The organism is Serratia sp. 201 (genome assembly GCF_037027545.1).
GTDB classification, from domain to species: Bacteria; Pseudomonadota; Gammaproteobacteria; order Enterobacterales; family Enterobacteriaceae; genus Serratia; species Serratia bockelmannii.
In genome coordinates this window covers 1408582-1435270 of sequence record NZ_JAXCHC010000001.1, presented here as the reverse complement: position 1 = coordinate 1435270, position 26689 = coordinate 1408582, and the positions used below count along the sequence as shown (strand labels likewise).

Genomic DNA, 26689 nt, shown 5'->3' with positions numbered 1-26689 from the left:
ATGCCGAGGCATTATTTCTTTTTCGACAAATTAATCCAGGTCTGCACCACGGTGTCCGGATTGAGCGACAGGCTGTCGATGCCCTGCTCCATCAGCCATTCGGCGAAGTCTTCGTGGTCGGACGGGCCCTGGCCGCAGATGCCGACGTATTTGCTGTGGCGCTTGGCCGCCTGAATCGCCATCGACAGCAACGCTTTCACCGCCTCGTTGCGTTCATCGAACAGCTCCGACACCACGCCGGAATCGCGATCCAGCCCCAATGCCAGCTGGGTCATGTCGTTGGAACCGATAGAGAAGCCGTCGAAGTGCTCGAGGAACTGATCCGCCAACAGCGCATTGGACGGGATCTCGCACATCATGATCACTTTCAGCCCGTTTTCACCGCGCTTCAGCCCCTGACGCGCCAGCTCCGCCACCACCGCTTCCGCCTGGGCCACGGTGCGCACGAACGGCACCATGATTTCGACGTTGGTCAGCCCCATTTCGTTACGCACGCGTTTCACCGCCTCGCACTCCAGCGCGAAGCAATCGCGGAAGCTGTCGGCCACGTAACGGCCGGCGCCGCGGAAGCCCAGCATCGGGTTCTCTTCGTGTGGTTCATACTTATCGCCGCCCACCAGGTTGGCGTACTCGTTGGATTTGAAGTCGGACAGGCGCACGATCACACGCTTCGGCCAGAAGGCGGCACCCAGCGTCGCGATCCCTTCTGTCAGGCGGCCAACGTAGAACTCGACCGGGTGGTCGTAACCCTGCATTAACGCGCGAATTTCGTTTTGCAGCGCCGGCGTCTGCTGATCGAACTCCAGCAGCGCGCGCGGGTGCACACCGATCATGCGGTTGATGATAAATTCCAGCCGCGCCAGGCCCACGCCTTCATTTGGCAAACGCGCAAAGTCGAAAGCGCGATCCGGGTTGCCGACGTTCATCATGATCTTCAGCGGCAGATCCGGCAGCTCGGTCACTTCGGAGCTCTGCACGCTGAAATCCAGCATGTCGCTGTAAACGAAGCCGGTGTCGCCTTCCGCACAGGAAACGGTGACTTTCTGGCCGTCTTTCAGCACATCGGTGGCGTGGCCGCAGCCTACCACCGCCGGGATGCCCAACTCACGGGCGATGATCGCCGCGTGACAGGTGCGCCCGCCGCGGTTGGTGACGATCGCGGCGGCCTTCTTCATGATCGGCTCCCAGTCCGGGTCGGTCATGTCGGTCACCAGCACGTCGCCCGGCAGGATGCGATCCATTTCGCTGATGTCGTGGATCACTTTCACCGGACCGGCGCCGATGCGATGACCGATGGCGCGGCCTTCCACCAGCACCGGGCTAGTGCCATTCAGTTGGTAGCGCTCCATGGTTTGTTCGTTGGAGCGAACGGTTTCCGGACGCGCCTGCACGATCAGCAGCTTGCCGGTATGGCCGTCTTTCGCCCATTCGATATCCATCGGGCGGCCGTAATGTTTTTCGATCAGGATCGCCTGCTGCGCCAGCGCCTGCACTTCGTCATCCGTCAGCGAGAAACGGCTGCGCTGCGCTTCCGGCACGTCTTCGATGCGCACCTGCTTGCCGTGATCCTGCGACGGTGCGTACACCATGCGGATCTTTTTCGAGCCCAGGTTGCGGCGCACGATCGCCGGCTTGCCTTTTTGCAGCGTCGGTTTGTGCACGTAGAACTCATCCGGGTTCACCGCGCCCTGCACCACCATTTCACCCAGACCGAAGGCGGAGGTGATGAACACCACCTGATCAAAGCCGGACTCGGTATCGATGGTGAACATCACGCCCGAGGAGGCCAGATCCGAGCGCACCATGCGCTGTACGCCCGCCGACAGCGCCACGCCGCGGTGGTCATAGCCCTGGTGCACGCGATAAGAGATAGCGCGGTCGTTGAACAGCGAGGCGAACACGTGCTTGATCGCCACCATTACGGCGTCGATGCCCTGCACGTTGAGGAAGGTTTCCTGCTGGCCGGCGAAGGACGCGTCCGGCATGTCTTCCGCCGTGGCGGAGGAGCGCACCGCAAAGGAAGCTTCCGGTTCGCCGTCGGCGAGCTGTTGGTAAGCCTGATGAATTTCACGCTCGAACTCGGCGTGGAACGGCGTGTCGATCACCCATTGGCGGATCTGGGCGCCGGCCTTGGCCAGTTGGGCAACGTCGTCAACGTCGGTCTGATCCAGTAGCTGATAGATGCGCTGGTTAACACCGCTTTGTTCGAGGAAATCGTTAAACGCCTGTGCGGTGGTGGCAAAACCGTTCGGCACGGCCACGCCCAAATCGGAAAGATTGGTGATCATTTCACCGAGGGAGGCGTTTTTGCCGCCGACACGGTCAACGTCGTGCATGCCAAGCTGGTTGTACCAAAGCACATTACGCAAGTCTGGGCCATTGTTGGACATCGAGACAATCCTTATTGCTATCAGTAGGGTAAAGACGGATTTAATTCGCTTGCTTTACGGCGCCGCTAACACGGAGCCGAATCAGACTAGCACACTGATCTGAGGAAAATGGAAAGGTGAATCGATCAACCCACTGAAGAAAGTGGTTTTTAAGAGAATGTCCTAACCGGCTGATTTGGCAGGGAACCGTTCCCAATCGCACGAAAAGCTTAGTTCTCAACAAATTACGTTCTTTTTAAACTTCTGTTTTAATGACCGCGCAAACGCTACCGTTTTTGGTGAAAATAACGGCAAATTTACGTTTCGGGTCGAAAAACGTCGAAAAACCTCGTTGCGCCACAATTTTTACCGCCGGCAAAACGCGCTTTTCTTCACGCGCCGGCGCAAAGCGCTTTACCGTCCCGCCGTCACAATTTTTTCCCTCCCCCCTTTACCGACGGATCGTCCGCGGCCCATGATATTGACAGTGATGACAGCAGGAACACCGTTTTCAGGTAAGGAGCCTCGGGTGGAAAGAAGCGTTTTTTATATTTCGGATGGTACGGCGATCACCGCCGAAGTGTTGGGGCACGCGGTGCTTTCGCAGTTTCCGGTCACGGCGACCACCTTTACCCTGCCGTTCGTCGAAACCGAGGCGCGCGCGCGCGCAGTTCGCCAGCAAATCGATGATATTTATAATCAAACCGGCGTGCGGCCACTGGTGTTTTACTCCATCATCTCGCCGGAAGTGCGCGATGTGATCGTGCAGAGCCAGGGCTTCTGCCAGGATATCGTGCAGGCGCTGGTCGGCCCGCTGCAGGGCGAGCTGGAAGTGGAACCGACGCCGGTGCCGAACCGCACCCACGGCCTGACCGCCAGCAACCTCGGCAAGTACGACGCGCGCATTGCCGCCATCGACTATACCCTGGCGCATGACGACGGCATTTCGCTGCGCAACCTCGATCAGGCGCAGGTGATCCTGCTCGGCGTGTCGCGCTGCGGCAAAACCCCCACCAGCCTTTATCTGGCGATGCAGTTCGGCATTCGCGCCGCCAACTATCCGTTTATCGCCGACGATATGGATAATTTGCACCTGCCGGCCTCGCTGAAACCGTTTCAGCATAAATTATTCGGCCTGACCATCGATCCGGAACGCCTGGCGGCGATCCGTGAAGAGCGGCGTGAAAACAGCCGTTACGCTTCATTACGCCAGTGCCGCATGGAGATCGCCGAGGTCGAGGCGCTGTTCCGCAAAAATCAGATCCGCTACCTCAATACCACCAATTATTCGGTCGAAGAGATTTCCACCAAAATCCTCGACATCCTCGGTATGAGTCGCCGCATGTTCTGATCATTTTCTCGCGGGGCCGCCGTGCCCCGCCGCCTGCCGTTTATTTCAACAGCAGCTGATTTTTTTGTGCTTTTTTTCGCGGTTTTGATCAACAGAACACAATCTCTACGGTTGAATTCAGCGCTTTTTGCGTTATTGTGATCGCCATCACTTCCCGGCACTCCTGCCGCAGAGAAGAACAGTTTCCAGGGAACAACATGCACAAAACAGATGAACTGCGGACCGCGCGCATCGACAGCCTCGTCACGCCGCAAGCGTTGGCAGACAAGCTGCCGATCTCGGCGGCCGTCGCCGACAACGTGACAGCGTCACGAAAACGCATTGAAAAAATCCTCACCGGTGAAGACCGCCGCCTGCTGGTGGTGATCGGCCCCTGCTCCATCCACGATCTCGACGCCGCCGTCGATTACGCTGGCCGGTTGAACGCCCTGCGCGAACGCTACCAGGATCGTCTGGAAATCGTGATGCGTACCTACTTCGAAAAACCGCGTACCGTCGTCGGCTGGAAAGGCCTGATCTCCGATCCGGCGCTGGACGGCACCTTCCAGGTCAACCGCGGCATCGAAATGGCGCGCCGCCTGCTGCTGGAAGTGAACCAGCTCGGCCTGCCGACCGCCACCGAATTCCTGGACATGGTCGTCGGCCAATACATCGCCGATCTGATCAGCTGGGGCGCCATCGGTGCGCGCACCACCGAAAGCCAGATCCACCGTGAAATGGCCTCGGCGCTCTCCTGCCCGGTCGGCTTCAAAAACGGCACCGACGGCAACACCCGCATCGCCATCGACGCCATTCGCGCGGCGCGCGCCGGGCACATGTTCCTGTCGCCGGACAAACATGGCCAGATGACCATCTACCAGACCAGCGGCAACCCGTACGGCCACATCATCATGCGCGGCGGAAAGACGCCGAACTACCACGCCAGCGACATCGCCGCCGCCTGTGACAGCCTGCGCGAGTTCGATCTGCCTGAACACCTGGTGATCGACTTCAGCCACGGCAACTGCCAGAAAATGCACCGTCGCCAGCTGGAAGTGGCCGACAACGTCTGCCAGCAGATCCGCGCCGGCTCCGCCGCCATCACCGGCGTGATGGCGGAAAGCTTCCTGGTGGAAGGCACGCAGAAAATCGTCGCCGGCCAGCCGCTGACCTATGGCCAGTCGATCACCGATCCTTGCCTGAGCTGGTCCGACAGCGAGCAGTTGCTGGCGATGCTGGCGGATGCGGTTGATAGCCGTTTCTAACCCAGTAGAGGCCGGGGCCACGCCCCCGGCTTTATTCCTTCTGCCCCGCTCATCTATACTGATTGCAACGCTTTAGCGCCCGCCGAAACGCACTGGGAGCCCCGGCATGATTCACTCTCTGTTATCCATCCCCTGCGTCACGCTGCAGGGCGAGCAAAAAACGCTGGGCGATTTCCCGGCGCGCGCTTACCTGGTGGTCAACACCGCCAGCAAGTGCGGCTTCACCCCGCAATACCGTGGGCTGGAAAATTTGTGGCAATACTATCGCGAACGCGGCCTGGTGGTGCTCGGCTTCCCCTGCAACCAGTTTGGTTCTCAGGAGCCGGGCAGTCCGCTGGAGATCGCCAACTTTTGCAGCCTCAACTACGGCGTCAGTTTCCCGCTGTTCAGCAAGATAGACGTTAACGGTCCCGGCGCGCACCCGCTGTTCAATGAGCTGAAACGCCTGGCACCCGGCATTCTGGGCAGCCGCCGCATCAAGTGGAATTTCACCAAATTCCTGCTCACCGCCGACGGCCAGCGTATCACGCGCTTTGCGCCGATCACTAAGCCCGAGCGTTTGTTTGACCGCATCGAAACCCTGCTGAAATAACGCCCCTTTTTTACGGGCCGAGTGCGCTCGGCCCGCCGCCGGATGTCCGTTCGACAAAAAGGTTCCATCGGTAAGAAAATTTTCCTTGATGTAACCTTTTCTTCACATGATAATGATTCTCAGTTTGATATTAATTACCATTTAATGGTCTGTTTTATAAGCACAATGATGATGGATACTGCCAACACGCCTACCCCCGCCGCCGCGGCCCCGACCGAGCACAGCGCAAACGCGCCGCCCAGCTACGACAGCGCACAGCTGCTCGGCACCGACGGCATCGCGTTCATTACCCATCAGGGCCAGCGCTATCAGCTGCGGCAAACCAAAGCCGGGAAATTGATCCTGACCAAATAACCATAGAACCCTCAAACGCCAGCCACCCCGATCGGTTGATCCAGGCAGCCAGCAAATCTATTGATATGTTTTATTACATACGGAGAGTTGCACCATGCCTCTGACATTTTCCACCCGGCTGCGTTTTTCCGCTTTGAGTCTGGCGATTGCCTGCGCTCTGCCTACGGTGGCCTTGGCACAAAACACCAGCACAACACCCTCTTCCAACGCGGTGCCGGCTAAAAAAGCCAAAGCCGCCGACGAGACCATGACCGTGGTCGCCACCGGCAACCAACGCAGCAGCTTTGAAGCGCCGATGATGGTCACGGTCATCGAAGGCAACTCGCCAGAAAGCCAGACCGCCACCTCGGCCGCCGATATGCTGCGCCGCGTGCCGGGCATCACCGTGAACGGCACCGGGCGCAGCAACGGTCAGGACGTAACGATGCGCGGCTACGGCAAAAACGGCGTGCTGACGCTGGTTGACGGCATCCGCCAGGGGACCGATACCGGCCACATCGGCGGCACCTTCCTCGATCCGGCGCTGGTCAAGCGCATTGAAATCGTGCGCGGTCCCTCTGCGTTGCTGTATGGCAGCGGCGCGCTGGGCGGCGTCATCGCCTACGAGACCGTCGATGCCACCGATCTGCTGCTGCCGGGCCACGATACCGGGTTCCGCGTCTACGGCACCGCCGGCAGCGGCGATCACAGCCTGGGCATGGGCGCCAGCGCCTACGGCAAGACCGATAACCTCGACGGTTTGCTGTCGTTCGGCACCCGCGACGTCGGTAATCTGCGTCAGGGCAACGGCTTCGATGCGCCTAACGACGAAACCATCAGCAACGTGCTGGCAAAAGGCACCTGGAAAATCGACGACAATCAGTCATTGAGCGGCGATCTGCGCTACTACAACAACAGCGCCCAGGAGCCGAAAAACCCGCAGACGCCGGGCAGCTCGGGCGACAACCCGATGACCAACCGCTCCACCATCCAGCGTGATGCCGCTCTGAGCTATAAGCTCAAGCCGGTCGGCCAGGATTGGCTGGACGCCACCGCGAAACTGTACACCTCGGAAGTCAAAATCAATGCGCACAACGCCGGTGCGACCGACGAATTCCGCAAGCAGACCACCAACGGCGGCAAGCTGGAAAACCGCACGCGTCTGTTCGCCGATAGCTTTGCGTCACACCTGCTGACCTACGGCTCCGAAGTGTATGAACAGAAACAGCAGCCGGGCGGCGCCACTACCAGTTTCCCGCAGGCCAAGATCAACTTCGCCTCCGGCTGGCTGCAGGATGAAATCACTCTGCGCGACATTCCGATCACCGTGCTGGCCGGCACGCGCTACGACGATTACAAAGGCAGCAGCCAGGGCCACGAAGACGTCAAGGCCGACAAATGGTCGTCCCGCGGGGCCCTGAGCTACTCGCCGACCGACTGGCTGATGCTGTTCGGCTCCTATTCCCAGGCCTTCCGCGCCCCGACCATGGGCGAGATGTACAACGATTCGCGTCACTTCCCCGGCAACTATTGGGTGCCTAATCCGAATCTGCGGCCGGAAACCACCAGCACCACCGAAGCCGGTTTCGGCTTGCGCTTCGACGATCTGCTGCTGGCGGATGACAGCCTGCAATTCAAGGCCAGTTACTTCGATACCGACGCCAAAGACTACATCTTCATGTATGTCACTCGCACGCAGACCGCCTCAGCGAATATCTCTCGCGCCAAGATTTGGGGTTGGGACACCTCGCTGAACTACCAGACCAAGTGGTTTAACTGGGATCTGGCTTACAACCGCACACGCGGCAAGGACAAGTCTCGCAATGGCGAATTGAACGCGAAAAGCGGCGATTGGCTGGCCGACATCAGCCCGGATACCGTCACCAGTTCGCTGGACGTGCCGCTGGGCGAAACCGGTTTGTCCGCCGGCTGGGTCGCCACCTTCGCCGAACGCGCCACCCGCGTACAAACGGGGACGCCGGAGCAAGGCGGCTATGGCGTCAACGACTTCTATCTGAGCTACAAGGGCCGCGATCGGCTGCAGGGCATGACCACCACCGTGGTACTGGGCAACGCCTTCGACAAAGAATATTACTCGCCGCAGGGCGTCCCGCAGGATGGCCGCAACGCCAAACTGCTGGTCAGCTACCAGTGGTAATCATTTGACTATCTGGCGGACAACCCGGTTGTCCGCCGTTCGCATTACAGCGCAGGAGAATCCCGCATGAGCAATACCCTATACGAACGCTACCAACAGGCCAAAATCGACCACCCCGGCAAATACGCCCGCGATCTGGCGGCGATCCTTGGCGTCAGCGAAGCGGAGCTGACGCACGCCCGCGTCGGCCACGACACGCGCCGCCTGCAGGCCGACGCGCGCACCCTGCTGACCGAGCTTGAGCAGGTCGGCGTCACCAAGTCCATCACCCGCAACAGCTATGCGGTGCATGAGCAGATGGGCCGCTACCGCAACCAGCACCTCAACGGCCACGCCGGGCTGATCCTCAACCCGCGCGAGCTGGATCTGCGCCTGTTCCTCAACCACTGGACCAGCGTTTTCGCTATGAGCGAAACCAACAAACGCGGCGTGCGCCACAGCATCCAGTTCTTCGACCAACAGGGCGATGCGCTGCACAAGGTCTACACCACCGAAGAGACCGATCTGCCGGCCTGGATGGCGCTGGTGGAGCGCCACCTGAGCGAAGAAAACCCGGCGCTGGCGCTGCAACCCGCCGAGGTGAGCACCGCGGATGAAACGACGCAGGATCATGCCAAAATCGACGGTGAATGGCGCGCGATGACCGACGTTCACCAGTTCTTCCAGCTGCTGAGCCGCAATAAGCTCACGCGTCAGCAGGCGTTCCGCGCCGTCGGCGACGATCTGGCCTATCAGGTAGACAACAGCGCGCTGTCGCAGCTGCTGCAAGCGGCGCAGCAGCAGCAAAACGAGATCATGATCTTCGTCGGCAACCGCGGCTGCGTGCAGATCTTCACCGGCCAGATCGAACGTTTGATGCCGCAGGAAGGCTGGATCAACGTGTTCAACCGCCGCTTCACGCTGCACCTGATTGAAGGCGCCATCGCCGAAAGCTGGATCACCCGCAAACCGACCAAGGACGGCATCGTCACCAGCCTGGAGCTGTTCGCCGCCGATGGCACGCAGATTGCGCAGCTGTATGGCCAGCGTACCGAAGGGCAGCCGGAACAAACCCAGTGGCGCGAGCAGGTTGCCGCGCTCGCCGCCAAGGACATCGCCGCATGAAATCTTCCTTGATCCGCCGCCTGACGCTGATGATGACGCTGGCGCTGCCGCTCACCGCGGCGGCGGCGCAGCGCATCGTCTCGATCGGCGGCGACGTGACGGAAATCGCCTTCGCGCTCGGCGCCGGCGACGACGTGATCGCCCGTGACAGCACCAGTCTGCATCCGGAGGCGGTGAAAAAGCTGCCGGACGTCGGCTACATGCGCCAACTGAACGCCGAAGGCATTTTGGCGCTGAAACCGACGCTGGTGCTGACGACCGAGCTGGCGCAGCCGGCGCTGGTGCTCAAACAGTTGGCGGACAGCGGCGTCAACGTGGTCAGCGTGCCGGGTGACACCACCCTGCAGGCGGTGCCGCAGAAAATCGCTACGATCGCCGCCGCGTTGCAACGCGTTGAGCAAGGCAAACAGCTGAGCGAGCGCTATCAACAGCAGCTGGCGGCGGTCGATACCTCTCCGCTGCCGGTCAAGGTGCTGTTCGTGATGAGCCACGGCGGCATTACGCCGATGGCTGCCGGGCAACACACCGCCGCCGACGCGGTGATCGCCGCCGCCGGACTGAAAAACGCCATGCAGGGCTTTGACCGCTACCGTCCGCTGTCGCAGGAAGGCGTCATCGCCAGCGCGCCGGATCTGTTGCTGGTCACCACCGACGGCGTGCGCACCCTCGGCGGCGAACAGCAGCTGTGGACGCTGCCGGGCCTGGCGTTGACGCCGGCGGGCAAGCAGCGCCGCGTACTGATCGTCGATGACATGGCGCTGCTGGGCTTCGGTCTGGAAACGCCGGCGGCGCTGGCCAAACTGCGCCACGCGGCGGAGCAAAAGTAATGCGCAGTCGCACCTCGCCTCAGTTGGCCATCATCGGCCTGCTGGTGTTGCTGACGCTGCTGGCGCTGGTCGCCGCCAACCTGGGCGCGCTGACGCTGTCGTTTCGCACCCTGTGGCGCGAACCCTTCAGCGACGCCGCCTGGCACATCTGGCTGAACATTCGTCTGCCGCGCGTGCTGCTGGCAGTAGTGATCGGCTGCGCATTGGCAGTGTCCGGCGCGGTGATGCAGGGGCTGTTCCGCAACCCGCTGGCGGATCCGAGCCTGCTGGGCATCAGCAGCGGCGGCGCCCTGTTTGTCGCCCTGTTCATCGTGATGCCGCTGGCGTTGCCGGTGACGATCGCGCTATACGGCCATATGCTGGCGGCGTTCCTCGGCAGCCTGCTGGTATCGCTTTTGATCTACGGCATCAGCCGCAGCGGACACGGCAATCTGTCGCGGCTACTGCTGGCGGGCATCGCCATCAACGCCCTGTGCATGGCGGCCATCGGCGTGCTCTCCTACGTCAGCAGCGATCAACAGCTGCGCCAGTTCTCGCTGTGGATGATGGGCAGCCTCAGCCAGTCGCAGTGGCCGACGCTGGCCGTTTCCGCCTCGCTGATCCTGCCTACGGCGCTGCTGACGCTGTTGCAGGCGCGCCGGCTGAATCTGTTGCAGCTGGGGGACGAAGAGGCCCACTACCTCGGGGTGAACGTCCAACGCGCCAAGCTGCAGCTGCTGTTGCTGAGCGCCCTGCTGATCGGCGCGGCGGTAGCGATGAGCGGCGTGATCGGCTTCGTCGGTCTGGTGGTGCCACATCTGGTGCGCATGCGCCTTGGCGGCGATCACCGCTGGCTACTGCCCTGCTCCGCGCTGGGCGGCGCCTGCCTGCTGCTGGTCAGCGATACGCTGGCGCGCACACTGGTGGCGCCGGCCGAAATGCCGGTAGGCTTGATGACCAGCCTGATCGGCGGTCCTTACTTCTTATGGCTGGTGATGCGCCAGCGGGAGCGAACCGGTGGATAACGCCGCCTGCCTGACAGCCCAAGAGCTGCGTTACAGCCTCGGTACGCGCCGCTTGATCAACGACGTTTCACTCAGCCTCGCCAGCGGTGAGATGGTGGCGATTATCGGCCCTAACGGCGCCGGCAAATCGACGCTGCTGCGCTTGCTGACCGGCTATCTGACGCCGGACTGCGGCGAATGCCGGCTGCTCGACCGCCCGCTGGAACACTGGGCGCCGCAGCAGTTGGCCAAAGTCCGAGCCGTGATGCGCCAATACAGCGATCTGGCGTTTCCCTTCAGCGTGGAAGAAGTGGTCAGCATGGGGCGATCGCCGCACGGCAAACGCGACGAGCATCAGGCGATCCAACAGGTGATGGAACAAACCGACTGCCTGGCGCTGGCGCAGCGCGATTACCGCCGGTTGTCCGGTGGCGAACAGCAGCGGGTGCAGTTGGCGCGGGTGTTGGCGCAGCTGTGGCAACCGCAACCGTCTCCCGCCTGGCTGTTTCTCGACGAGCCGACCTCGGCGCTGGATCTGTATCACCAGCAGCACACCCTGCGCCTGCTGCGCTCGCTGACACGTCAACAGCCGCTGGGCGTCTGCTGCGTGCTGCACGATCTCAATCTGGCGGCGCTGTACGCCGATAGGATCCTGCTGTTGCATCAGGGCCGCCTGGTGGCGAGCGGCACGCCGCAAGAGGTCCTGCAGACGGAGATCCTCACCCGCTGGTATCAGGCCGATCTCGGCGTGGTGCATCATCCCGAAGTGTCTCTGCCGCAGGTCTATCTACGTCAATAACATCAAGGGCGCCATGAGGCGCCCTTTTTCATCTCAACTGGAGCAGGAAATCTCCAGATGTTTGCCCCAATCCGGCGGCAGCGCAGCAAGATCGTCATACTCCGGCGCATCGTCGAACGGTCTCAGCAGAGCCTGATGCAACCGCTGCAAACGGCCCACGTCGTCTTTCTCCGCATCCTCAATCGCCTGCTGCGCCAGATAGTTGCGCAGGATCAGGCGCGGGTTCACCGCCTTCATCGCCCGTTGCCGTTCCGCATCGCTGACCTGTTCCTGTTGCAAGCGCTGACGATACTGCTGATACCAGGCGTCGAACGCCGCACGGTCGATAAACTCGTCGCGCAGCGGCGACTGCGCCTGCTGCTGTTCGGTCTCGCTCAACAAGCGGAACGTGCGGGTATAGTCCCGCCCTTCCTGCGCCATCAGGCTCAACAGACCGGTGAGCACGTCATTATCCTGCGCCGTCGGCGTGAAGAAGCCGAGTTTGGCGCGCATCTGTTCACCGTAGGCGCGCATCAGCGCCGGCTCATATGCCGACAGCGCCTGCTGCAGCTGCTCGGTGGTCATCAACCCAGACAGGGTTTGTGCCAGGCGATGCAGGTTCCACAGCGCCACCGCCGGCTGATTGTCGAAGGCGTAACGCCCCTGGTGATCGGAGTGGTTGCAGATATAGCCGGGCTGGTAGTCGTCCAGGAAGCCATAAGGGCCGTAATCGATGGTGATACCGAGAATCGACATATTGTCGGTGTTCATCACGCCGTGGGCGAAACCGACGGTTTGCCAATGGGCGATCAAACGCGCCGTGCGTTCGACCACGTCGGTAAACCACAGCAGGTAACGCTCAGCCAGATCCTGCAACTGTGGCCAGTGACGGGCGATGACGAAATCCGCCAGCTGCCGCACTTGCTCCGGCTGTTTACGGTAATAAAAGTGTTCGAAGTGGCCGAAGCGCACATGGCTTTCCGCCACTCGCATCAGCATGGCGCCGCGTTCTGGCTGCTCGCGATATACCGGTTGCTGGCTGGTGACGATAGTCAACGCTCGGGTGGTGGGGATCCCCAGATGGTGCAGCGCCTCAGAGGCAAGAAACTCGCGGATAACCGAACGCAGCACCGCGCGGCCATCCCCCATGCGTGAATATGGCGTTAGCCCGGCCCCCTTCAGGTGCCAATCGCGGTGGCTGCCATCCGCCATGACCTGTTCGCCCAGCAAAATGCCGCGGCCATCACCCAGTTGCCCGGCCCACACGCCGAACTGGTGGCCGCTGTACACCTGTGCCAGCGGCTGCATGCCGGGCAGCAGCGATTCTCCCGCCCAAATGGGAGTTTTATCCTGGGTAAACCAGCTTTCATCCAGCCCCAGCTCGCGTGCCAGCGGCTCGCTGTGGTACAGCAGGCGTGCATCCTTGAGCGGTGTCGGGTTCAGGGCGGTGTAGAAACCGGGTAACTGTTGGTAGTAAGCGTTATCGAACTGCGGCATAGGCCCTCCGTTTCAGCGTAGTGTAGAGCCTGAACGGGCGGATTAACACCGAAGGAATGCAGGGAGAACGCATCCGCCTGTCACCAGGGCGGATGCGGGGAGTTTGGCGTTGCCCCTCAGCTGAGGAAACGCGCTTTAACGTCGGCTGACAAACGCAGTTATCAGCATAAAGCGATGGCGAATAACGGCGACGGGATCACAGTAACCTCACCCCGTGCATTATTTACCTCATTGTGTGTAGTTTTTTATATCACTTCTTAATTATTGAACTCGCTGGGCCTCGCCAGCAAAGCTTGCAGATTATCCACACCAACGCTGGGCCATAAAAAACCTTGCAGGCCTAAAACACCGGCGTATCTGAGTTTATTAAAGTACTCTTTTTTCTCTATTCCTCCGACGATTACGCCTTTACATAACAGGTTGATATTCTTTAACAACGAGTCGATGACCACGTCATATCCCTGATGGGTAAACAGCTGCCAGTAAAAACGCTTGTCTATCTTTACATAGTCAAACAAACCATCGTACAGCGCGGTCAACGTGGCTTTACCGGAACCGAAATCATCGAGCCACAGCGAAAACATTTCGCTTAATCGCCGCACGCTCGGGTTGTTCTTCCCGGCCGAAAGATTCGGAAAACTCTCACTGATTTCAAATGCAATAAAAGGATATTGCCCGATCCGTTGACATAACGCCGAATCAGAAAGAATAAGTTCGACGATGGTTTCTTCGATATTGATGGTCAACTGCACGTTGTTACCGGTAAACCAAGCCGCATGCTGCTCCGCAAGTTTCAATTGCTCATTAAATAACTCAATCCTTTGTTCAGACGTCAATAAATTAATCCCAATTTCGGCCGGCATGGCTAAATCACCGTCGAGACTGTTGAAACGGCTCAACATTTCAACCGCCAACAGCCCGCCCTCCATTGAGTAAACAGGTTGCAAAACATAGCTACTAATAAAGTCAGCTTCGAGTTGGATGTTCATTTTAATGCCACAGGATGAATGGCTAGCGTATCATCGTATATCAATATATTTTATCGATCAATCCCTCTGGGATTAATCGGAAATATCAATGTAAATGCCCATGAAATATCATTTAATTGATAGATTAAAGCTATACGACAATCGTGAAAGGCGCAAAGAAAAGCAGCCTGACTTATGCCATAGCGACCGCCAAACGCGTTATGTGGAAAGGTATTTGGCTTAAGTTGAATGGATTGGCGGCTAAATTTGACTTATCTCCCTTGTTTTATTTAAGAAAAATCTTAAATAAAGTAAAATAATCTTTCCTCCTTAACGCGGATTTTTCCTACCGTTAACGACGACTGATTAAATTTAATAACGCATCAATTCCGCCCGTTATTCTCGGCATTGAAAATGTAAAAAAGTGCCCATCTTGATTTTCAGAAAATCTGCGCTACGCCCCTGCTAAACGCCGATTTCAGCGATAAAAAAAGGGATGAGCACGCTCATCCCCTTCACCATTCCCACTCCGGCTAACGGATCGTTTCGCTCAGCCATTGCCGCAACTCGGCTAATTCGGCCGCCTGTTGAGGATACTCCGCCATCAGTCGGTCACAGCAGGCGGCGACGGGCTCACTGCGGTACGCGCAGCCCACCAGCATGTCCGCCAACCGCTGCAGCGGAGCGGGATTCAGGCTATCGGTGAACACCTGCGCGCGAACAATCGCCCCCTTCTCCACATCGAAGAACAAGTCTACGCCGCCCCAGACGAAACGCTCGTTAAGCAAGTGGCTGAACGCCGGCGCCTTGCCAAAATTCCATTCCCAACTGCTCTGTTTGGCGAACTGCGCGGCAAAATCGGGCAGATCGGGGAACACGTCCGGCGAAATAATCTCCGGCTCGACCGTCTCGCCATAGTGGGCGAAGAAGGCCTGTACGATGGCGTCGCATACCTGCGCATGGCTGATATCCGGCAAAAACTCCGCCAGATTCGCGACGCGCGAACGCACCGAGGTAATCCCCTTGGCCTGCAGCTTTTTGGGATCCGGATTGAGATAGTCCGCCAACCGTTCCAGATCGGCATTCAGCAGCAGCGTACCGTGATGGAAACCGCGATCCTGCGTTTCTCGATAGGCCGAGCCGGATATTTTGCGCGGCCCGTCGGCGGTTTCCATCACCAGATCGTTACGCCCCGATGCGCTGGCCGCCACGCCCAGCTCCCGCAGCGCTTGCAGAATGATGTCGGTCGAGACGCTCTTGTCGTAGCCCGGCTTGCCGGCCATAAAGGTGAAGCAGGTATTGCCCAGGTCGTGAAATACCGCCCCGCCGCCGCTGCTGCGCCGCGCCAGCCGAATGCCATCCTGCTCCATGCGCCGGGTATTGCACTCTTTCCAGGGGTTCTGCGACTGACCAATCACCACCGTTTCGGCATTGCGCCACAGGAAGAGAATTTTTTGCGTGGTCATTTCGCGGAAGATGCACTCTTCCACTGCCAGGTTGAACCAGGGATCGTAGGAGTCGGAGATCAGTAAACGCAGGCTGTTCATGGCAGGCACCGTTCAAAACACGAGATGCCGCCATGATACACCAAATCAACGGGTTAAGGTTAAATGCGTCGCGCCTGCCAGTACACACGCTTCCAATAGACGTTATCGAGCGAGGAGCGGATCACCCCGCGACTGGTCGAGGCGTGGATAAATTGGTCGTTGGTATCGTATATGCCGACGTGCAGGCCGTTCTCACCGCCGCCGGTTTTGAAAAACACCAGGTCGCCCGGCATCAACTCATCACGCGAAACCTTGGTACCCAGCGAGGTTTGTTCTTCGGTCGAACGCGGCAGTTGCATGTCGAAGCGATCGCGGAACGTGCGGTAAACAAAGCCGGAGCAATCTACGCCGCCGCGATCCAGGCCGCCGTAACGGTATGGCGTACCGTACCACTGGCGCAGTTGTTCATTGAGTTGGGCCACCACCACGATAGAATCCGCCAGGCGGCCGCTGGGCGGCGGCGCATGGCTGCTGCAACCGGCGAGGATCAAACTGGCTAATAAAAACCACACACGCATCCGCATAATATCCCTTCATTGAACACGTTGCCGCATTATGCCATCCGGTACACCACCACACCACCTGCGAGGCAAAGCCGGCACCACGTAAGGAGAGCGCTATTGGGCGTTAATTTATCTCCCGCACGGGGAAAAAGGCAAGCGCCATGAGGGAGATAATAGCAGGATCGCCGGTTTAGCCCCTATTCCGGCGATTTTGTCTCGGATTTGCTGTTAATCAGCCCGACGCCGAACAGAATAAACAGCGTGCCCAACGTTTTCAGCAGCGTAGCGGACTCGTTAAACCACGGCAGGATCACCGCCGCCAGGTAGACCAGCGCGTAGCTAACGCTCAACAGAGGATAAGCACGATTTAACGGCAGATGGCGCAGCGCGAAAAACCAACACAGCATCGACAGCGCATAGCCGAAGATGCCGCCGCCCACCGCCAGCAGCGGTAGCCAGTAATTGCCGATCAACGCCAACGAGACATCGGCGAACGACATCAGCGGGATCTGCACCATGCCCCACTTCATCAGCAACTGCGCCAGCGTCACCAGCAGTACGCTGGCGGCGCCCCAGGCATAGCCCTTCATGAATGCACGCTCATCAGCAGGATCCCCAGCATAATCGACGCCACGCCGCACCAGTGGCGAGCGGTCGTCGGCTCATGAAACAGCCAGCGCGCCGCCAGCGTCACCATCACGAAGTTCAGGCTGAGCATCGGGTAAGCCAGGCTGAGCGGCAGACGTTGCAGCACATTGAGCCACACCGCCATGCCCAGCCCCAGCAGCAGCACCGCCAGCGCCAGCCAGCGCAGCGTCTGTTTCAGCCGCGCCTCGCCCGCCCGTTCCCAACAGTGCGCCGCCTGTTTCTGGCACAGCTGCCCACCACAGGTGAGCAGACTGACCACTATCACCAACAGAAAACCGATCATGGTTGCTGTTTATACCACATCAGCACCAGGCGGTTCATGCGATCCACCTTGTCTGCGGCAGGCAGCTCCTGCGGCAGCGCTTCGCCACGTGACAGTTGCAGCACCAACGATACGTTCCCCTGCTTACGCGCCTGCGCCAGCCACTGCGGGAAATCGGCATCGCTGATCAGGTGGCCTTTGGCGTCCGGATACTCCAGACCATAGGCCACCTCGCCTTTCTGGCTGTACATCAGCACGTCGCTGCGCTTCAGCTCCCAGGCCAGGCCGGCCGCCAGCCCAACGCTGTCGCTTAGCACGTAACGACTGTCGCCCAGCTCGGCCATCGTGGCGCGGGCGAAGTTTTGCGGCAGCTTGGAATCGGTCACCTGTTGCGGGATGGCGTAACCGATCACCAGGCACAGCAACACCGGGCAAGCCGCCGCCCAGCGCCATTGGCGGCCGTTATCGCGTGCGGAAACCAGTGCGAACAGCAGCCAGCCACCGAAGGCGATCAGGCCGAGCACCACTTTCGGCCACTCTTGGGGAGTAAACAGATGCGCTTTCGGCAGCAGACCGGAGCTCAACACCACCAGCGCCACGATGCCAATCAGCCCGAACAGGCCGTTCAACCAGGCATTGGCCTTGAACAGCTTGGCGCGCAGCGTGGCGGCATAGTCTTCCGCATAGGCGGTCATCAGCAGCGCCAGCGGCGCCATGCACGGCAGAATGTAGGTCGGCAGCTTGCCTTTGGCGATGCTGAAGAAGATCAACGGCATCATCGCCCAACTCAGCAGGAAGAACAGCTCCGGGCGCTGCACGCGCTCGCGCCAACCTTTGAGCAGCGCGCCGGGCAGCAGCGCCAGCCAAGGCAGCACAGCCGCCAGCAGAACCGGCAGGTAATACCAGAACGGCGCCTTGTGTTGAGCATTATCTTCGGCGAAACGCTGAATATGCTCGACCCAGAAGAAATAATTCCAGAAGTCGGGTTCGCGTTGCGCGATCGCCAGCGCCCACGGCAGGCTGAGCAGCGTCGCGGTCACGATCGCCACCGGGCCATAGCACAGCAGATCCTTGATGCGGCGTTGCTGGATAACGATCGGGATCACCGCGATCACCGGCACCGCCAGTGCCAGGAAGCCCTTGGTCATAAAGCCCATGCCGCAGGCCAAGCCCAGCAGTGCGTAAGCGCCCAGTTTTCCCTTGACCGAGGAGGCCTTCAGCGTCAGGTAATAACTGACCATCGCCGCCGCCAGCCACAGCGAGATCATCGGATCCAGCACGCTGTAGGTGCCGATGCTGAACACCAGCACCATCGACAGGAACATCAGCGCCGCCAGGCTGGCGCGGCGCGCATTGCGCCACATCAGCATCGCCAGCGCGAACACCAGCAGCGCGGTCATGCCGGTGCTGAACACCGAGCCGAAACGCACCGCAAAGTTGTTTTCGCCAAACAGCCACTGGCTGATGTTATTGAACCAGTAACCCGCTACCGGCTTTTCGAAATAACGCAGCCCCAGCAGGTGCGGCACCACCCAATCGCCGCGCTGCAGCATTTCACGACTGATCTCGGCATAACGCGTCTCATCCGGCTGCCACAGCAGGCGGCCGTTAAGCGGGATCAGGTAAACCAGAGCAAAAAAAACGGCCAGCAGAATGGCCCAGGATCCTTTTAGCGCCTTCATGTAACGTCCTTCACATCGGTTTGACAGCCCAGCCAACCTTCGCGGCCGGGGAAAGGAGCACGCTTGATGCGGCCCAACGGCAGTGACGCCAAATCTTGTGGTAACAGCGCGCTAAGCGGACAGAATTCGATGCCCTGCTGCCGTGCGCGTTGCAATAACTGTTCGAACATCGCCGCTTGCGACATGCCTTCCACTTCGGTGTGAATGGTGTACACCGGCACGCCGCGATCGTTCTCGATGGCGCGCAGAATGTAGTCGTTGAAGTCGGCCATGCTGACTTCGCTGCCGATCACTTCGTCGAAGGTCGGCAACGTCACCGGGATCTGCACCGTGCCGTGGCGCCCGTCGCTCAGCACCGGACGGAACGGATGGGTGCCGCGGCAATCGCTGTTGTAATGAAAGCCGAAGCGCTGCTTGACCTCCAGCACGCGCGTATCGGCACGCCAGCCCGCCACGGCGGAGCATTTCACCGGCTGGCCGGTGCTGGCGCTCAGTGCGTCGACGCCCCGCTGCACCTGTTCGGTCAGCTGCGCTTCGCTCCACTTGCCAACCTTGGCCTGCCACCCTTGGTGATCCCAGGCGTGCAGCCCGACTTCATGGCCGGCTTCGGCGGTGCGCTTCATCAGCGGCCCCAGCGCGCGTGAAATGTTGCGCCCCGGCCAGGCGGTACCAGCCAGCAGAATATCCAGCCCATACAGCGAGGCGGCGTTCGAACGCAGCATTTTCCACAGAAATTTCGGACGCAAAAGGCGCCAAAGATGGCGCCCCATGTTGTCCGGTCCCACGCTGAAGAAGAAGCTGGCCTGAATGTCGTACTTGTCGAACAGGTCCAGCAACTGCGGCACCCCTTCACGGGTGCCGCTGAAGGTATCTACATCAACCCGCAGACCGACTTTCTTCATGCACCGTTCCCTTCCTGAACGGTAGTGCGCAAGAAGTAGTCCAGCGTATCGGCGACGGTTTGCTTCATCTCGATGGTTGGCTGCCAGCCCAGCAGGCGGTGAGCGTTCTTGATGCTCGGCGTGCGGTGCTCGACGTCCTGGTAACCTTTACCGTAGTAGCTGCTGCTCTCCACGTCCTTGAAGCCGGCAAACGGCGGGAAGCGGTCGCGCAGCGGGTGGTTGTTGAAGCTTTCCAGCAGCATTTCCGCCAGCTCGCGGATGCTCGCTTCGTTGGTCGGGTTGCCGATGTTGACGATCTGGCCGTCGCACAGGCCATCACGGTTCTCAATGATGCGGAACAGCGCTTCGATGCCGTCGTTGATGTCGGTGAAGCAACGTTTCTGTGCGCCGCCGTCCATCAGTTTGATCGGCGAACCTTCCACCAGGTTGAGGATCAGCTGGGTGATGGCGCGGGAAGACCCGATGCGCGCGGCGTCCAGGTTATCCAGACGCGGCCCCATCCAGTTGAACGGACGGAACAGCGTGAACTTCAGGCCTTCTTTGGCGCCGTAAGCCCAGATCACCCGATCCAGCAGCTGTTTGGAGACCGAGTAGATCCAGCGTTGTTTATTGATTGGCCCGACGATCAGACGCGAATGGTCTTCATCGAACTCTTTGTCGTCGCACATGCCGTACACTTCTGAGGTGGACGGGAAGATGATGCGCTTGTTGTATTTCACGCAGTCGCGAACGATCTTCAGGTTCTCTTCGAAGTCAAGCTCGAACACGCGCAGCGGGTTACGGGTGTATTCGATCGGCGTCGCGATCGCCACCAGCGGCAGCACCACGTCGCATTTCTTGATATGATACTCGATCCACTCGGAGTGGATGCTGATGTCGCCTTCCACGAAGTGGAAACGCGGGTTGTCGAGGAAGCGGCTGATGGCGTCAGAGCCGATATCCAGGCCGTAGATGTCGTAGCGATCGTCACGCAGCAGGCGTTCGGTCAGGTGGTTACCGATGAAGCCGTTAACCCCGAGGATCAGCACGCGAGTGCGGCGTTTCATCACGGCATTCGGCTTGGCGGCCAGGCGCACGTCGGTGACGATGCCCATTTCTTGCGCCAGGCGGCTGCCCTGCACGTACAGACCGCTGTCGTTCTGGCCGGCGACGATCTCCAGCGCGCCTTCGCCACAGGCGATGACCAGCGGCGAGGTGCTCAGCACGGTGCCCGGTTGTTTATCATGTTGGGTATCCAGCACGCGGGAGCGCCAGACGATCAGCTTGCGCTGGCCGAGGTAGCTGAATGCGCCCGGGTACGGTTCGGTGACGGCGCGTACCAGGTTGTTGATCTCTTTGGCGGACTTGTGCCACAGGATCTCGCCGTCCGCTGCGGTGCGGCGGCCGAAGTAGCTGGCCTGAGACTCATCCTGCTTGGTGAAGGTGGCGGTGCCGTTCTTCAGCTTCGGCAGCTGCTCTTGCAACACGACCTGCGCGGCTTCCAGCACTTTTTTGTGCAGCGTCAGCGCGGTGTCGTTGTCTGCGATGGTCACTTTCTGCTGACCGACGATGTCGCCGGCATCCGGGCGTTTCACCATCTTGTGCAGCGTGGCGCCGGTTTCGGTTTCGCCATTCACCAGCGCCCAGTTCACCGGGGCGCGGCCACGGTAGTGCGGCAGCAACGAACCGTGCAGGTTGAAACCGCCCTGCGGCGCCAGCGACAAGATCTCGTCGCTCAGCATGTGGCGGTAGTAGAACGAGAAGATCACGTCCGGCTGCAGTGCGCGGATGCGGTCAACCCATAGCGGGTGATTTACGTCTTCCGGCGCATAGACCGGCAGATCCAATTCGGCGCCCAAACGGGCCACGGAGGAGAAGAAATTGTTCTCACCAGGGTCGTCGGTGTGCGTGAATACGGCCTGCACGTCATAACCCGCCTCAGTCAGCGCTTTCAGACCTGCGCAGCCAATATCGTGGTAAGCAAATACAATAGCTTTCATCATTCTTCTTCCTGAGTATTGTGGTCCTGCTGTGCACCGACCACTTTCTGAACAAAATAGCGAGGACGCGCACGCACGTCGGTATAGATGCGGCCGATGTATTCACCCAGCAGCCCCATGCCGACAAACTGGGCGCCGATAAAGGTGAACAGGACGGCGAAGAGGGTGAACACACCGCCGGCGGCCCATTCAGGGCCGAGCAGCAGACGCAGCGCAATCAGCACCAGCGCCAGCACAAACCCGGACAGCGCCACGATGCTGCCGACCACGCTGAGCAAACGCAGCGGCGTAGTGGTCAGGCAGGTGATCAGGTCGTACATCAGGTTGATCAGCTTCATCAGGCTGTACTTGGAGTCGCCAAACTCGCGCTCGGCGTGACGCACGTCGATCTCGGTCGTGCGACGGGCAAAGGTGTTCGCCAGAATCGGGATAAAGGTACTGCGCTCATGGCAGTGCAGCATCGCCTCAACGATATGACGACGGTAGGCACGCAGCATGCAGCCATAGTCCCCCATCGACTTGCCGGTGGCGCGTTGAATCATCATATTGATCACGCGCGAGGCGCTTTTGCGGAACCAGGAGTCTTGACGGTTGGCGCGCACGGTGCCCACCACGTCATAGCCCTCTTCCGCCACGCTGACCAGACGAGGGATCTCCTCCGGCGGGTTCTGCAGATCGGCGTCCAGCGTAATCACCAAATCGCCGGTCACCTGATTGAAACCGGCCATAATGGCCGAGTGCTGGCCATAGTTGCGGTTCAGCAAGACAGCGACCACGTTGCTGTCCGGCTTTTCCGCCGCCGCAGTCAGCATGTCGGCGGAATTGTCGCTGCTGCCATCGTCGACGAGGATGATTTCATAGGGTTGAGATAACTGCTTACAGGCGGCAGTAGTGCGTTCCAGCAACGCCGGCAGGCTTTCCTGCTCGTTGTATACCGGGATGACTATCGACACTTTTTTAATCGGTTCAACGCGAGACACGTAAAGACTCCACAACAGAAGACAAGGCATTGACCACGCGATCCACGTCGGCGTCGGTCATATCAGGGAATAGCGGTAAGGTGCACAGCCGCGCCGAGTTCCATTCGGTATTCGGCAACGACAGCTGCGGATAGCGCTCACGGTAGAATTTCTGGGTGTGCGCGGCACGGAAATGCAGCCCGGTGCCGATGCCAACCTCTTTCAGGCGCTCCATCAGCTGGTCGCGATCGAGGCCGCAGCGCTCGGGATCGACGCGCACCATAAACAGGTGCCAGGCGTGGTCATGCGGATAATCCGGCACGCCCAACGGTTGGAACGGCGAGCCTTCCAGCGCGCTCAGGTAGCGCTGCGCCAGCGCCTTGCGACGCGCGTTCAGCTCGGCGAAGCGCGAAAGTTGCACCACGGCGATCGCCGCGTGAATGTCGGACAGATTGTATTTGTACCCCGGTTCCACCACTTCGGCCTGCGGTTTGCGGCCAAGCTGCTGGCGATCGAAGGCATCGACGGCCAGACCGTGGAACTTCAGGCAACGCAGGCGATCCGCCAGCGCATCGTCGTCGGTGGCGATCAGGCCGCCTTCGGCGCAGGTCACGTTTTTGATCGCATGGAAAGAGAAAATCGCCGTGCCGCGCGCGCCGACCCATTCGCCGTTGTAGCGCGTGCCGACCGCGTGGGCGGCGTCTTCGATCAGCGGCAGACCATGGCGTTCGGCCACGGCGCGCAGCGCATCCATCTGCAGGGGGGCACCGGCGTAATGCACCGGAACAATCGCTTTGGTATTCGGGGTGATGGCAGCCTCGACGTCGGCGGCGCTGACCATCAACGTATCGCGGTCAACATCGATCATCACCGGCGTGGCGCCCAGCAGCTCGATCATGTTGAGGGTGGAGACCCAGGTTTGCGAAGGGGTGATGACTTCGTCGCCAGGGCCGACGCCAAGCGCCATTAACGTGATGTGCATGCCCGCCGTGGCGGAACTGACCGCGATGGCGTGCTTACAGCCGAAGGTGGAACAGAAGTCGCTTTCCAGTTGCTGGTTTTGCGGCCCGGTGGTGATCCAACCGGAGCGCAACACTTTCTCTACCGCGGCGATTTCTTCATCGCCGATGGCCGGACGAGAGAAAGGCAAAAATTGATCCATAGTTAACCCCAAACGTATCGAGCTGCTTTTGATGACACTGTAAATCCCTTTCGTTTAACGAATATTAAACGCCAGAGAAGAATCGTTTCCGTGGATTAACTGACAATGTAAGGCCGCAAGCTTAACTAAACCTTAAGACGAGACTCGTCATCAGTGGGAGAACTGATAGGAAGGTGCCGTCATCATTAATTTAAATTTATTATTAAAATCAATTTCTTATATTTATTAATAATTATTTACTTATTTTATTTTTGCCGAATCAAGCGTAGCACGTCATCGACGTTTTTCAAGAAAATCCACGAGAAAATGAGAGGCAGCACAATAATAGCCGATGATTACCCGGCTATTTATATTCACTACGTTTAGTTTTCGTTTACATTTATGCCGCCGGGGCGAATTAAGCCGTGCGGGTCATGATCCAACGCTGGTTCCCCACCCATTGCAGGTGGAAATCCACTTCATAGATCTGCGACAACAGTGCGGGCACCATCACCTCACGGGTGATGCCCTGCGCGACCAACTGCCCAGCGTGCAACAACCAAACCCGATCGGCCTGCTGTAAGGTATGATTCAAATCGTGCGCGCACACCAGCGCGCTGCGCCCGCTTTGGCAGAACTCACGCAGCAGGCGATCCAACGCGACTTTCTGCGCCACGTCCAGACTGTTGGTCGGCTCATCCAGCAACAACAGCCGGCTGTGCGGGTTGACGCTGGGCCACACCTGCAGCAATACCGCCGCCAGTCGCACCCGTTGCCATTCTCCGCCGGAAAGCTGCGTCAGCATGCGTGACAGTTTATCCACCAGCTTCAACCGCTGGCACAGATAGAGGATGGCTTGCTCCACCTCGGTTTGCGCCGCGCCGGCAGGCCGGTGCAACGCCAAATACTGAAACACCGGCATGAGCGACACCGGCGGCTGTTGCTGGCTGAGATAACCGCGTCGGTGCGCCAGCTCGTCGCCCGAATAATCGGACAGCGCGCGTCCGTCCAGGCAGACTTCGCCCTGCCCCGGCAGCATGCCCGCCGCCCGGGCCAGCAAGGTGCTCTTCCCTGCGCCATTTGGGCCGATCAGGTGAACCTGCAATCCGCCGTCAATCTGTGCCGTAAAAGGCGCCAGGCGCCCCGCCACCCCAACCTCAACGAGTTGCAGCATCCGTATTATCCCGCCAGCGCTTGTTTCACCGCCGCCACCAGCGCCGGATCCTCTGGCGTGGTGTCAGGCGAGAAGCGCTGGATCACCGTGCCGTCGCGTGCGATAAGGAATTTCTCGAAGTTCCACAGAATATCGCCGGTGTGCTTCGGCGCACGCCCTTTGCTGGTCATCCGCGCCAGGAACTCGCTGCCTTCCGGGGCGACAGCTTCCGGCTGGGCGGCAATCAACGCCTGATACAGCGGATGACGGCCTTCGCCGTTCACCTCAATCTTGGCGAACATCGGGAATTGCACGCCGAAGGTTCCGCGGCAAAACGCCAGGATCTCTTCGTTGCTGCCCGGCTCCTGACCCAGAAATTCATTGGACGGGAACCCCAGAACTTCCAGCCCCCGATCGCGATAGGTTTCGTACAGCGCTTCCAGCCCTTCGTACTGCTTGGTCAGGCCGCACTCCGAGGCTACGTTGACCACCAGCAGCACCTTGTCCTGATAGCTCCCCAGCGTGGTGGCCTGATTTTCGATGGTCTGTAACGGCAGATTGTAGATTGGCTTACTCATCGGTTGTCATCCTTTGGTTTTTTAATGGCAGGTGAATAAAGAAAACTACCTTACGCCCTTTGTCCGGGTCAGTAACCAGATAAATAGCGGCGCCCCCAGCGTGGCGGTCACCACGCCGATCGGCAGCTCGGCCGCCAGCAGCGCAACGCGGGCCACCACATCGGCCACCAGCAACACGCCGGCCCCCGCCAGCGCGCAGGCCGGCAACAGATAGCGCTGGTCAGTCAGGCCCGTGAGCCGCAAAATATGCGGGATCACCAGGCCGACGAAGCCGATCACCCCGGCCAGCGCTACGCTGACACCGACCAGCCAGCCGATCGCCAGCACCAGCAGATTGCGCCACAGATGCAGCGACAGCCCGAGCTGTCGCGCCTGCACCTCGCCCAGCGCCATCAGATTGAGCACCCGCCCCTGGCCACACAGCCACAGCAACACCGGCAGCAGCGCCAGCACCAGCCACTTTTGGCGCCAGTCTACGCCGCCGAAGCCGCCCATCATCCAGTACATCAGCTGCCGCAGATCGAGACTGGTACTGAAATAAACGGCCCAGGTCATCAGCGCGCTACACACGATGCCCAGCGCCACGCCGACCAGCAACAACCGCGCATTGGTCAAGCGTCGCCGGCGAGCAAAGCCCAACAGCAAGAAAGTCATCGCCAGCGCACCGACTATCGCGGCGGCGCTCATCAGCGCCACCGGCAACAAACCGTGCCCCAACAACACCGTCAGCACCAGCGCGACACCGGCGCCGTTAGCGACGCCCAGCAGACCGGGCTCCGCCAGCGGGTTTTCAAACAGCGCCTGCATCACCGCGCCCGCCACCGCCAGGGCAGCGCCGACCAGCATCACCGCCAGCGCGCGCGGCAAGCGCAGTTGCCAAACGAACAGTTGCGCCCGTTCGCTGAACCATTCTGACGGCCATATCCATTGGTCGCCGGCGCAAAGGCTGAACAGTAAAGCCACCGCCACGCCCAGCGCCAACAGACTGACCTGGCGTTTATCGCAGTAACGTTGATGTTGCAACAGTAAGGTGAAGGTACGGCTGGTTGGCATGGCGCGGCGATTCCCTGCCGGCCGCTGTCGTGGCCGGATAATTGACGTCTGAGTCGAATATTAGGGGGTTAACGCCGC

The 26689-nt window shown here is 59.9% G+C and carries 24 protein-coding genes; 9 read left to right on the top strand and 15 right to left on the bottom strand.

Translation table 11 applies throughout. The features are described 5' to 3' along the window. Positions 1–11: 11 nt before the first annotated feature. Positions 12–2390, bottom strand: coding sequence for a phosphoenolpyruvate synthase (ppsA, locus tag WA302_RS07365; protein WP_261456322.1), 2379 nt, complete (start codon positions 2388–2390; stop codon positions 12–14). Positions 2391–2859: 469 nt separating this feature from the next. Here ppsA and ppsR point away from each other — a divergent pair, with 469 nt between their 5' ends. The 9 genes from ppsR (at position 2860) to WA302_RS07320 (ending at position 11760) form a co-directional block, all read left to right on the top strand. Beyond that, the gene (gene ppsR, locus WA302_RS07360; protein ID WP_161781785.1) at positions 2860–3720 is read left to right on the top strand and encodes a posphoenolpyruvate synthetase regulatory kinase/phosphorylase PpsR; all 861 of its coding nucleotides are present in this window, start codon (positions 2860–2862) and stop codon (positions 3718–3720) included. Between the two features lie 197 nt (positions 3721–3917). Then, positions 3918–4964 (top strand): 3-deoxy-7-phosphoheptulonate synthase, encoded by a 1047-nt coding sequence (locus WA302_RS07355; protein WP_004931381.1) that lies wholly within the window; start codon positions 3918–3920, stop codon positions 4962–4964. 106 nt (positions 4965–5070) lie between these two features. Beyond that, positions 5071–5556, top strand: a complete 486-nt coding sequence (locus WA302_RS07350) for a glutathione peroxidase (RefSeq protein ID WP_025302639.1) — start codon at positions 5071–5073, stop codon at positions 5554–5556. Between the two features lie 171 nt (positions 5557–5727). Beyond that, positions 5728–5910 (top strand): hemin uptake protein HemP, encoded by a 183-nt coding sequence (gene hemP, locus WA302_RS07345; protein WP_043141213.1) that lies wholly within the window; start codon positions 5728–5730, stop codon positions 5908–5910. Between the two features lie 94 nt (positions 5911–6004). Further along, a complete protein-coding gene (locus WA302_RS07340) occupies positions 6005–8047 on the top strand; it encodes a TonB-dependent hemoglobin/transferrin/lactoferrin family receptor (protein WP_261456321.1) in 2043 nt (680 codons plus the stop codon). Positions 8048–8113: 66 nt separating this feature from the next. Next, positions 8114–9151 carry a hemin-degrading factor gene (locus tag WA302_RS07335; RefSeq protein WP_025302636.1) on the top strand — a complete coding sequence of 346 codons (1038 nt, stop codon included), beginning with the start codon at positions 8114–8116 and terminating at the stop codon, positions 9149–9151. Further along, on the top strand, positions 9148–9978 hold the full coding sequence (locus WA302_RS07330) for a heme/hemin ABC transporter substrate-binding protein (RefSeq protein ID WP_319869506.1): 831 nt from the start codon (positions 9148–9150) through the stop codon (positions 9976–9978). Before WA302_RS07335 ends, WA302_RS07330 begins: the two co-directional genes overlap by 4 nt. After that, a complete protein-coding gene (locus tag WA302_RS07325; protein ID WP_025302634.1) occupies positions 9978–10982 on the top strand; it encodes a FecCD family ABC transporter permease in 1005 nt (334 codons plus the stop codon). Before WA302_RS07330 ends, WA302_RS07325 begins: the two co-directional genes overlap by 1 nt. Beyond that, positions 10975–11760 carry a heme ABC transporter ATP-binding protein gene (locus tag WA302_RS07320; protein WP_049209408.1) on the top strand — a complete coding sequence of 262 codons (786 nt, stop codon included), beginning with the start codon at positions 10975–10977 and terminating at the stop codon, positions 11758–11760. Before WA302_RS07325 ends, WA302_RS07320 begins: the two co-directional genes overlap by 8 nt. A 33-nt stretch (positions 11761–11793) precedes the next feature. Here the strand turns inward: WA302_RS07320 and WA302_RS07315 are convergent, their stop codons facing one another. The 14 genes from WA302_RS07315 to btuC form a co-directional block, all read right to left on the bottom strand. Beyond that, positions 11794–13236, bottom strand: coding sequence for a protein adenylyltransferase SelO (locus WA302_RS07315; protein ID WP_025302632.1), 1443 nt, complete (start codon positions 13234–13236; stop codon positions 11794–11796). Between the two features lie 257 nt (positions 13237–13493). Then, positions 13494–14225: an EAL domain-containing protein gene (locus tag WA302_RS07310; RefSeq protein ID WP_043143424.1), complete on the bottom strand. Its 732-nt coding sequence runs from the start codon at positions 14223–14225 to the stop codon at positions 13494–13496. Between the two features lie 512 nt (positions 14226–14737). Then, positions 14738–15751: a lipoate--protein ligase A gene (locus tag WA302_RS07305; RefSeq protein ID WP_025302630.1), complete on the bottom strand. Its 1014-nt coding sequence runs from the start codon at positions 15749–15751 to the stop codon at positions 14738–14740. A gap of 59 nt (positions 15752–15810) precedes the next feature. After that, positions 15811–16275 carry an NlpC/P60 family protein gene (locus WA302_RS07300; RefSeq protein WP_016927954.1) on the bottom strand — a complete coding sequence of 155 codons (465 nt, stop codon included), beginning with the start codon at positions 16273–16275 and terminating at the stop codon, positions 15811–15813. A 176-nt stretch (positions 16276–16451) separates the two neighbouring features. Beyond that, the gene (gene arnF / locus WA302_RS07295) at positions 16452–16844 is read right to left on the bottom strand and encodes a 4-amino-4-deoxy-L-arabinose-phosphoundecaprenol flippase subunit ArnF (protein WP_049205166.1); all 393 of its coding nucleotides are present in this window, start codon (positions 16842–16844) and stop codon (positions 16452–16454) included. Further along, entirely contained in the window at positions 16841–17185 is a 345-nt protein-coding gene (gene arnE, locus WA302_RS07290) for a 4-amino-4-deoxy-L-arabinose-phosphoundecaprenol flippase subunit ArnE (protein WP_025302628.1), read from the bottom strand. Before arnE ends, arnF begins: the two co-directional genes overlap by 4 nt. Then, on the bottom strand, positions 17182–18846 hold the full coding sequence (gene arnT, locus WA302_RS07285; RefSeq protein ID WP_025302627.1) for a lipid IV(A) 4-amino-4-deoxy-L-arabinosyltransferase: 1665 nt from the start codon (positions 18844–18846) through the stop codon (positions 17182–17184). Before arnT ends, arnE begins: the two co-directional genes overlap by 4 nt. Beyond that, positions 18843–19748: a 4-deoxy-4-formamido-L-arabinose-phosphoundecaprenol deformylase gene (arnD, locus tag WA302_RS07280; protein ID WP_043143382.1), complete on the bottom strand. Its 906-nt coding sequence runs from the start codon at positions 19746–19748 to the stop codon at positions 18843–18845. The genes arnT and arnD overlap by 4 nt, the downstream gene beginning before the upstream one ends. Next, positions 19745–21727 (bottom strand): bifunctional UDP-4-amino-4-deoxy-L-arabinose formyltransferase/UDP-glucuronic acid oxidase ArnA, encoded by a 1983-nt coding sequence (gene arnA / locus WA302_RS07275; protein ID WP_049210229.1) that lies wholly within the window; start codon positions 21725–21727, stop codon positions 19745–19747. Before arnA ends, arnD begins: the two co-directional genes overlap by 4 nt. Further along, positions 21727–22707 (bottom strand): undecaprenyl-phosphate 4-deoxy-4-formamido-L-arabinose transferase, encoded by a 981-nt coding sequence (gene arnC / locus WA302_RS07270; protein WP_025302624.1) that lies wholly within the window; start codon positions 22705–22707, stop codon positions 21727–21729. The genes arnA and arnC overlap by 1 nt, the downstream gene beginning before the upstream one ends. Next, positions 22694–23848: a UDP-4-amino-4-deoxy-L-arabinose aminotransferase gene (arnB, locus tag WA302_RS07265; protein ID WP_025302623.1), complete on the bottom strand. Its 1155-nt coding sequence runs from the start codon at positions 23846–23848 to the stop codon at positions 22694–22696. Before arnB ends, arnC begins: the two co-directional genes overlap by 14 nt. A gap of 397 nt (positions 23849–24245) precedes the next feature. After that, on the bottom strand, positions 24246–25001 hold the full coding sequence (btuD, locus tag WA302_RS07260) for a vitamin B12 ABC transporter ATP-binding protein BtuD (RefSeq protein ID WP_261456319.1): 756 nt from the start codon (positions 24999–25001) through the stop codon (positions 24246–24248). Between the two features lie 5 nt (positions 25002–25006). Then, complete coding sequence (locus WA302_RS07255) at positions 25007–25558, bottom strand: glutathione peroxidase (protein WP_025302621.1); 552 nt, start codon at positions 25556–25558, stop codon at positions 25007–25009. A 45-nt stretch (positions 25559–25603) separates the two neighbouring features. Then, positions 25604–26611, bottom strand: a complete 1008-nt coding sequence (gene btuC, locus WA302_RS07250) for a vitamin B12 ABC transporter permease BtuC (protein WP_025302620.1) — start codon at positions 26609–26611, stop codon at positions 25604–25606. Between the last annotated feature and the right edge of the window lie 78 nt (positions 26612–26689).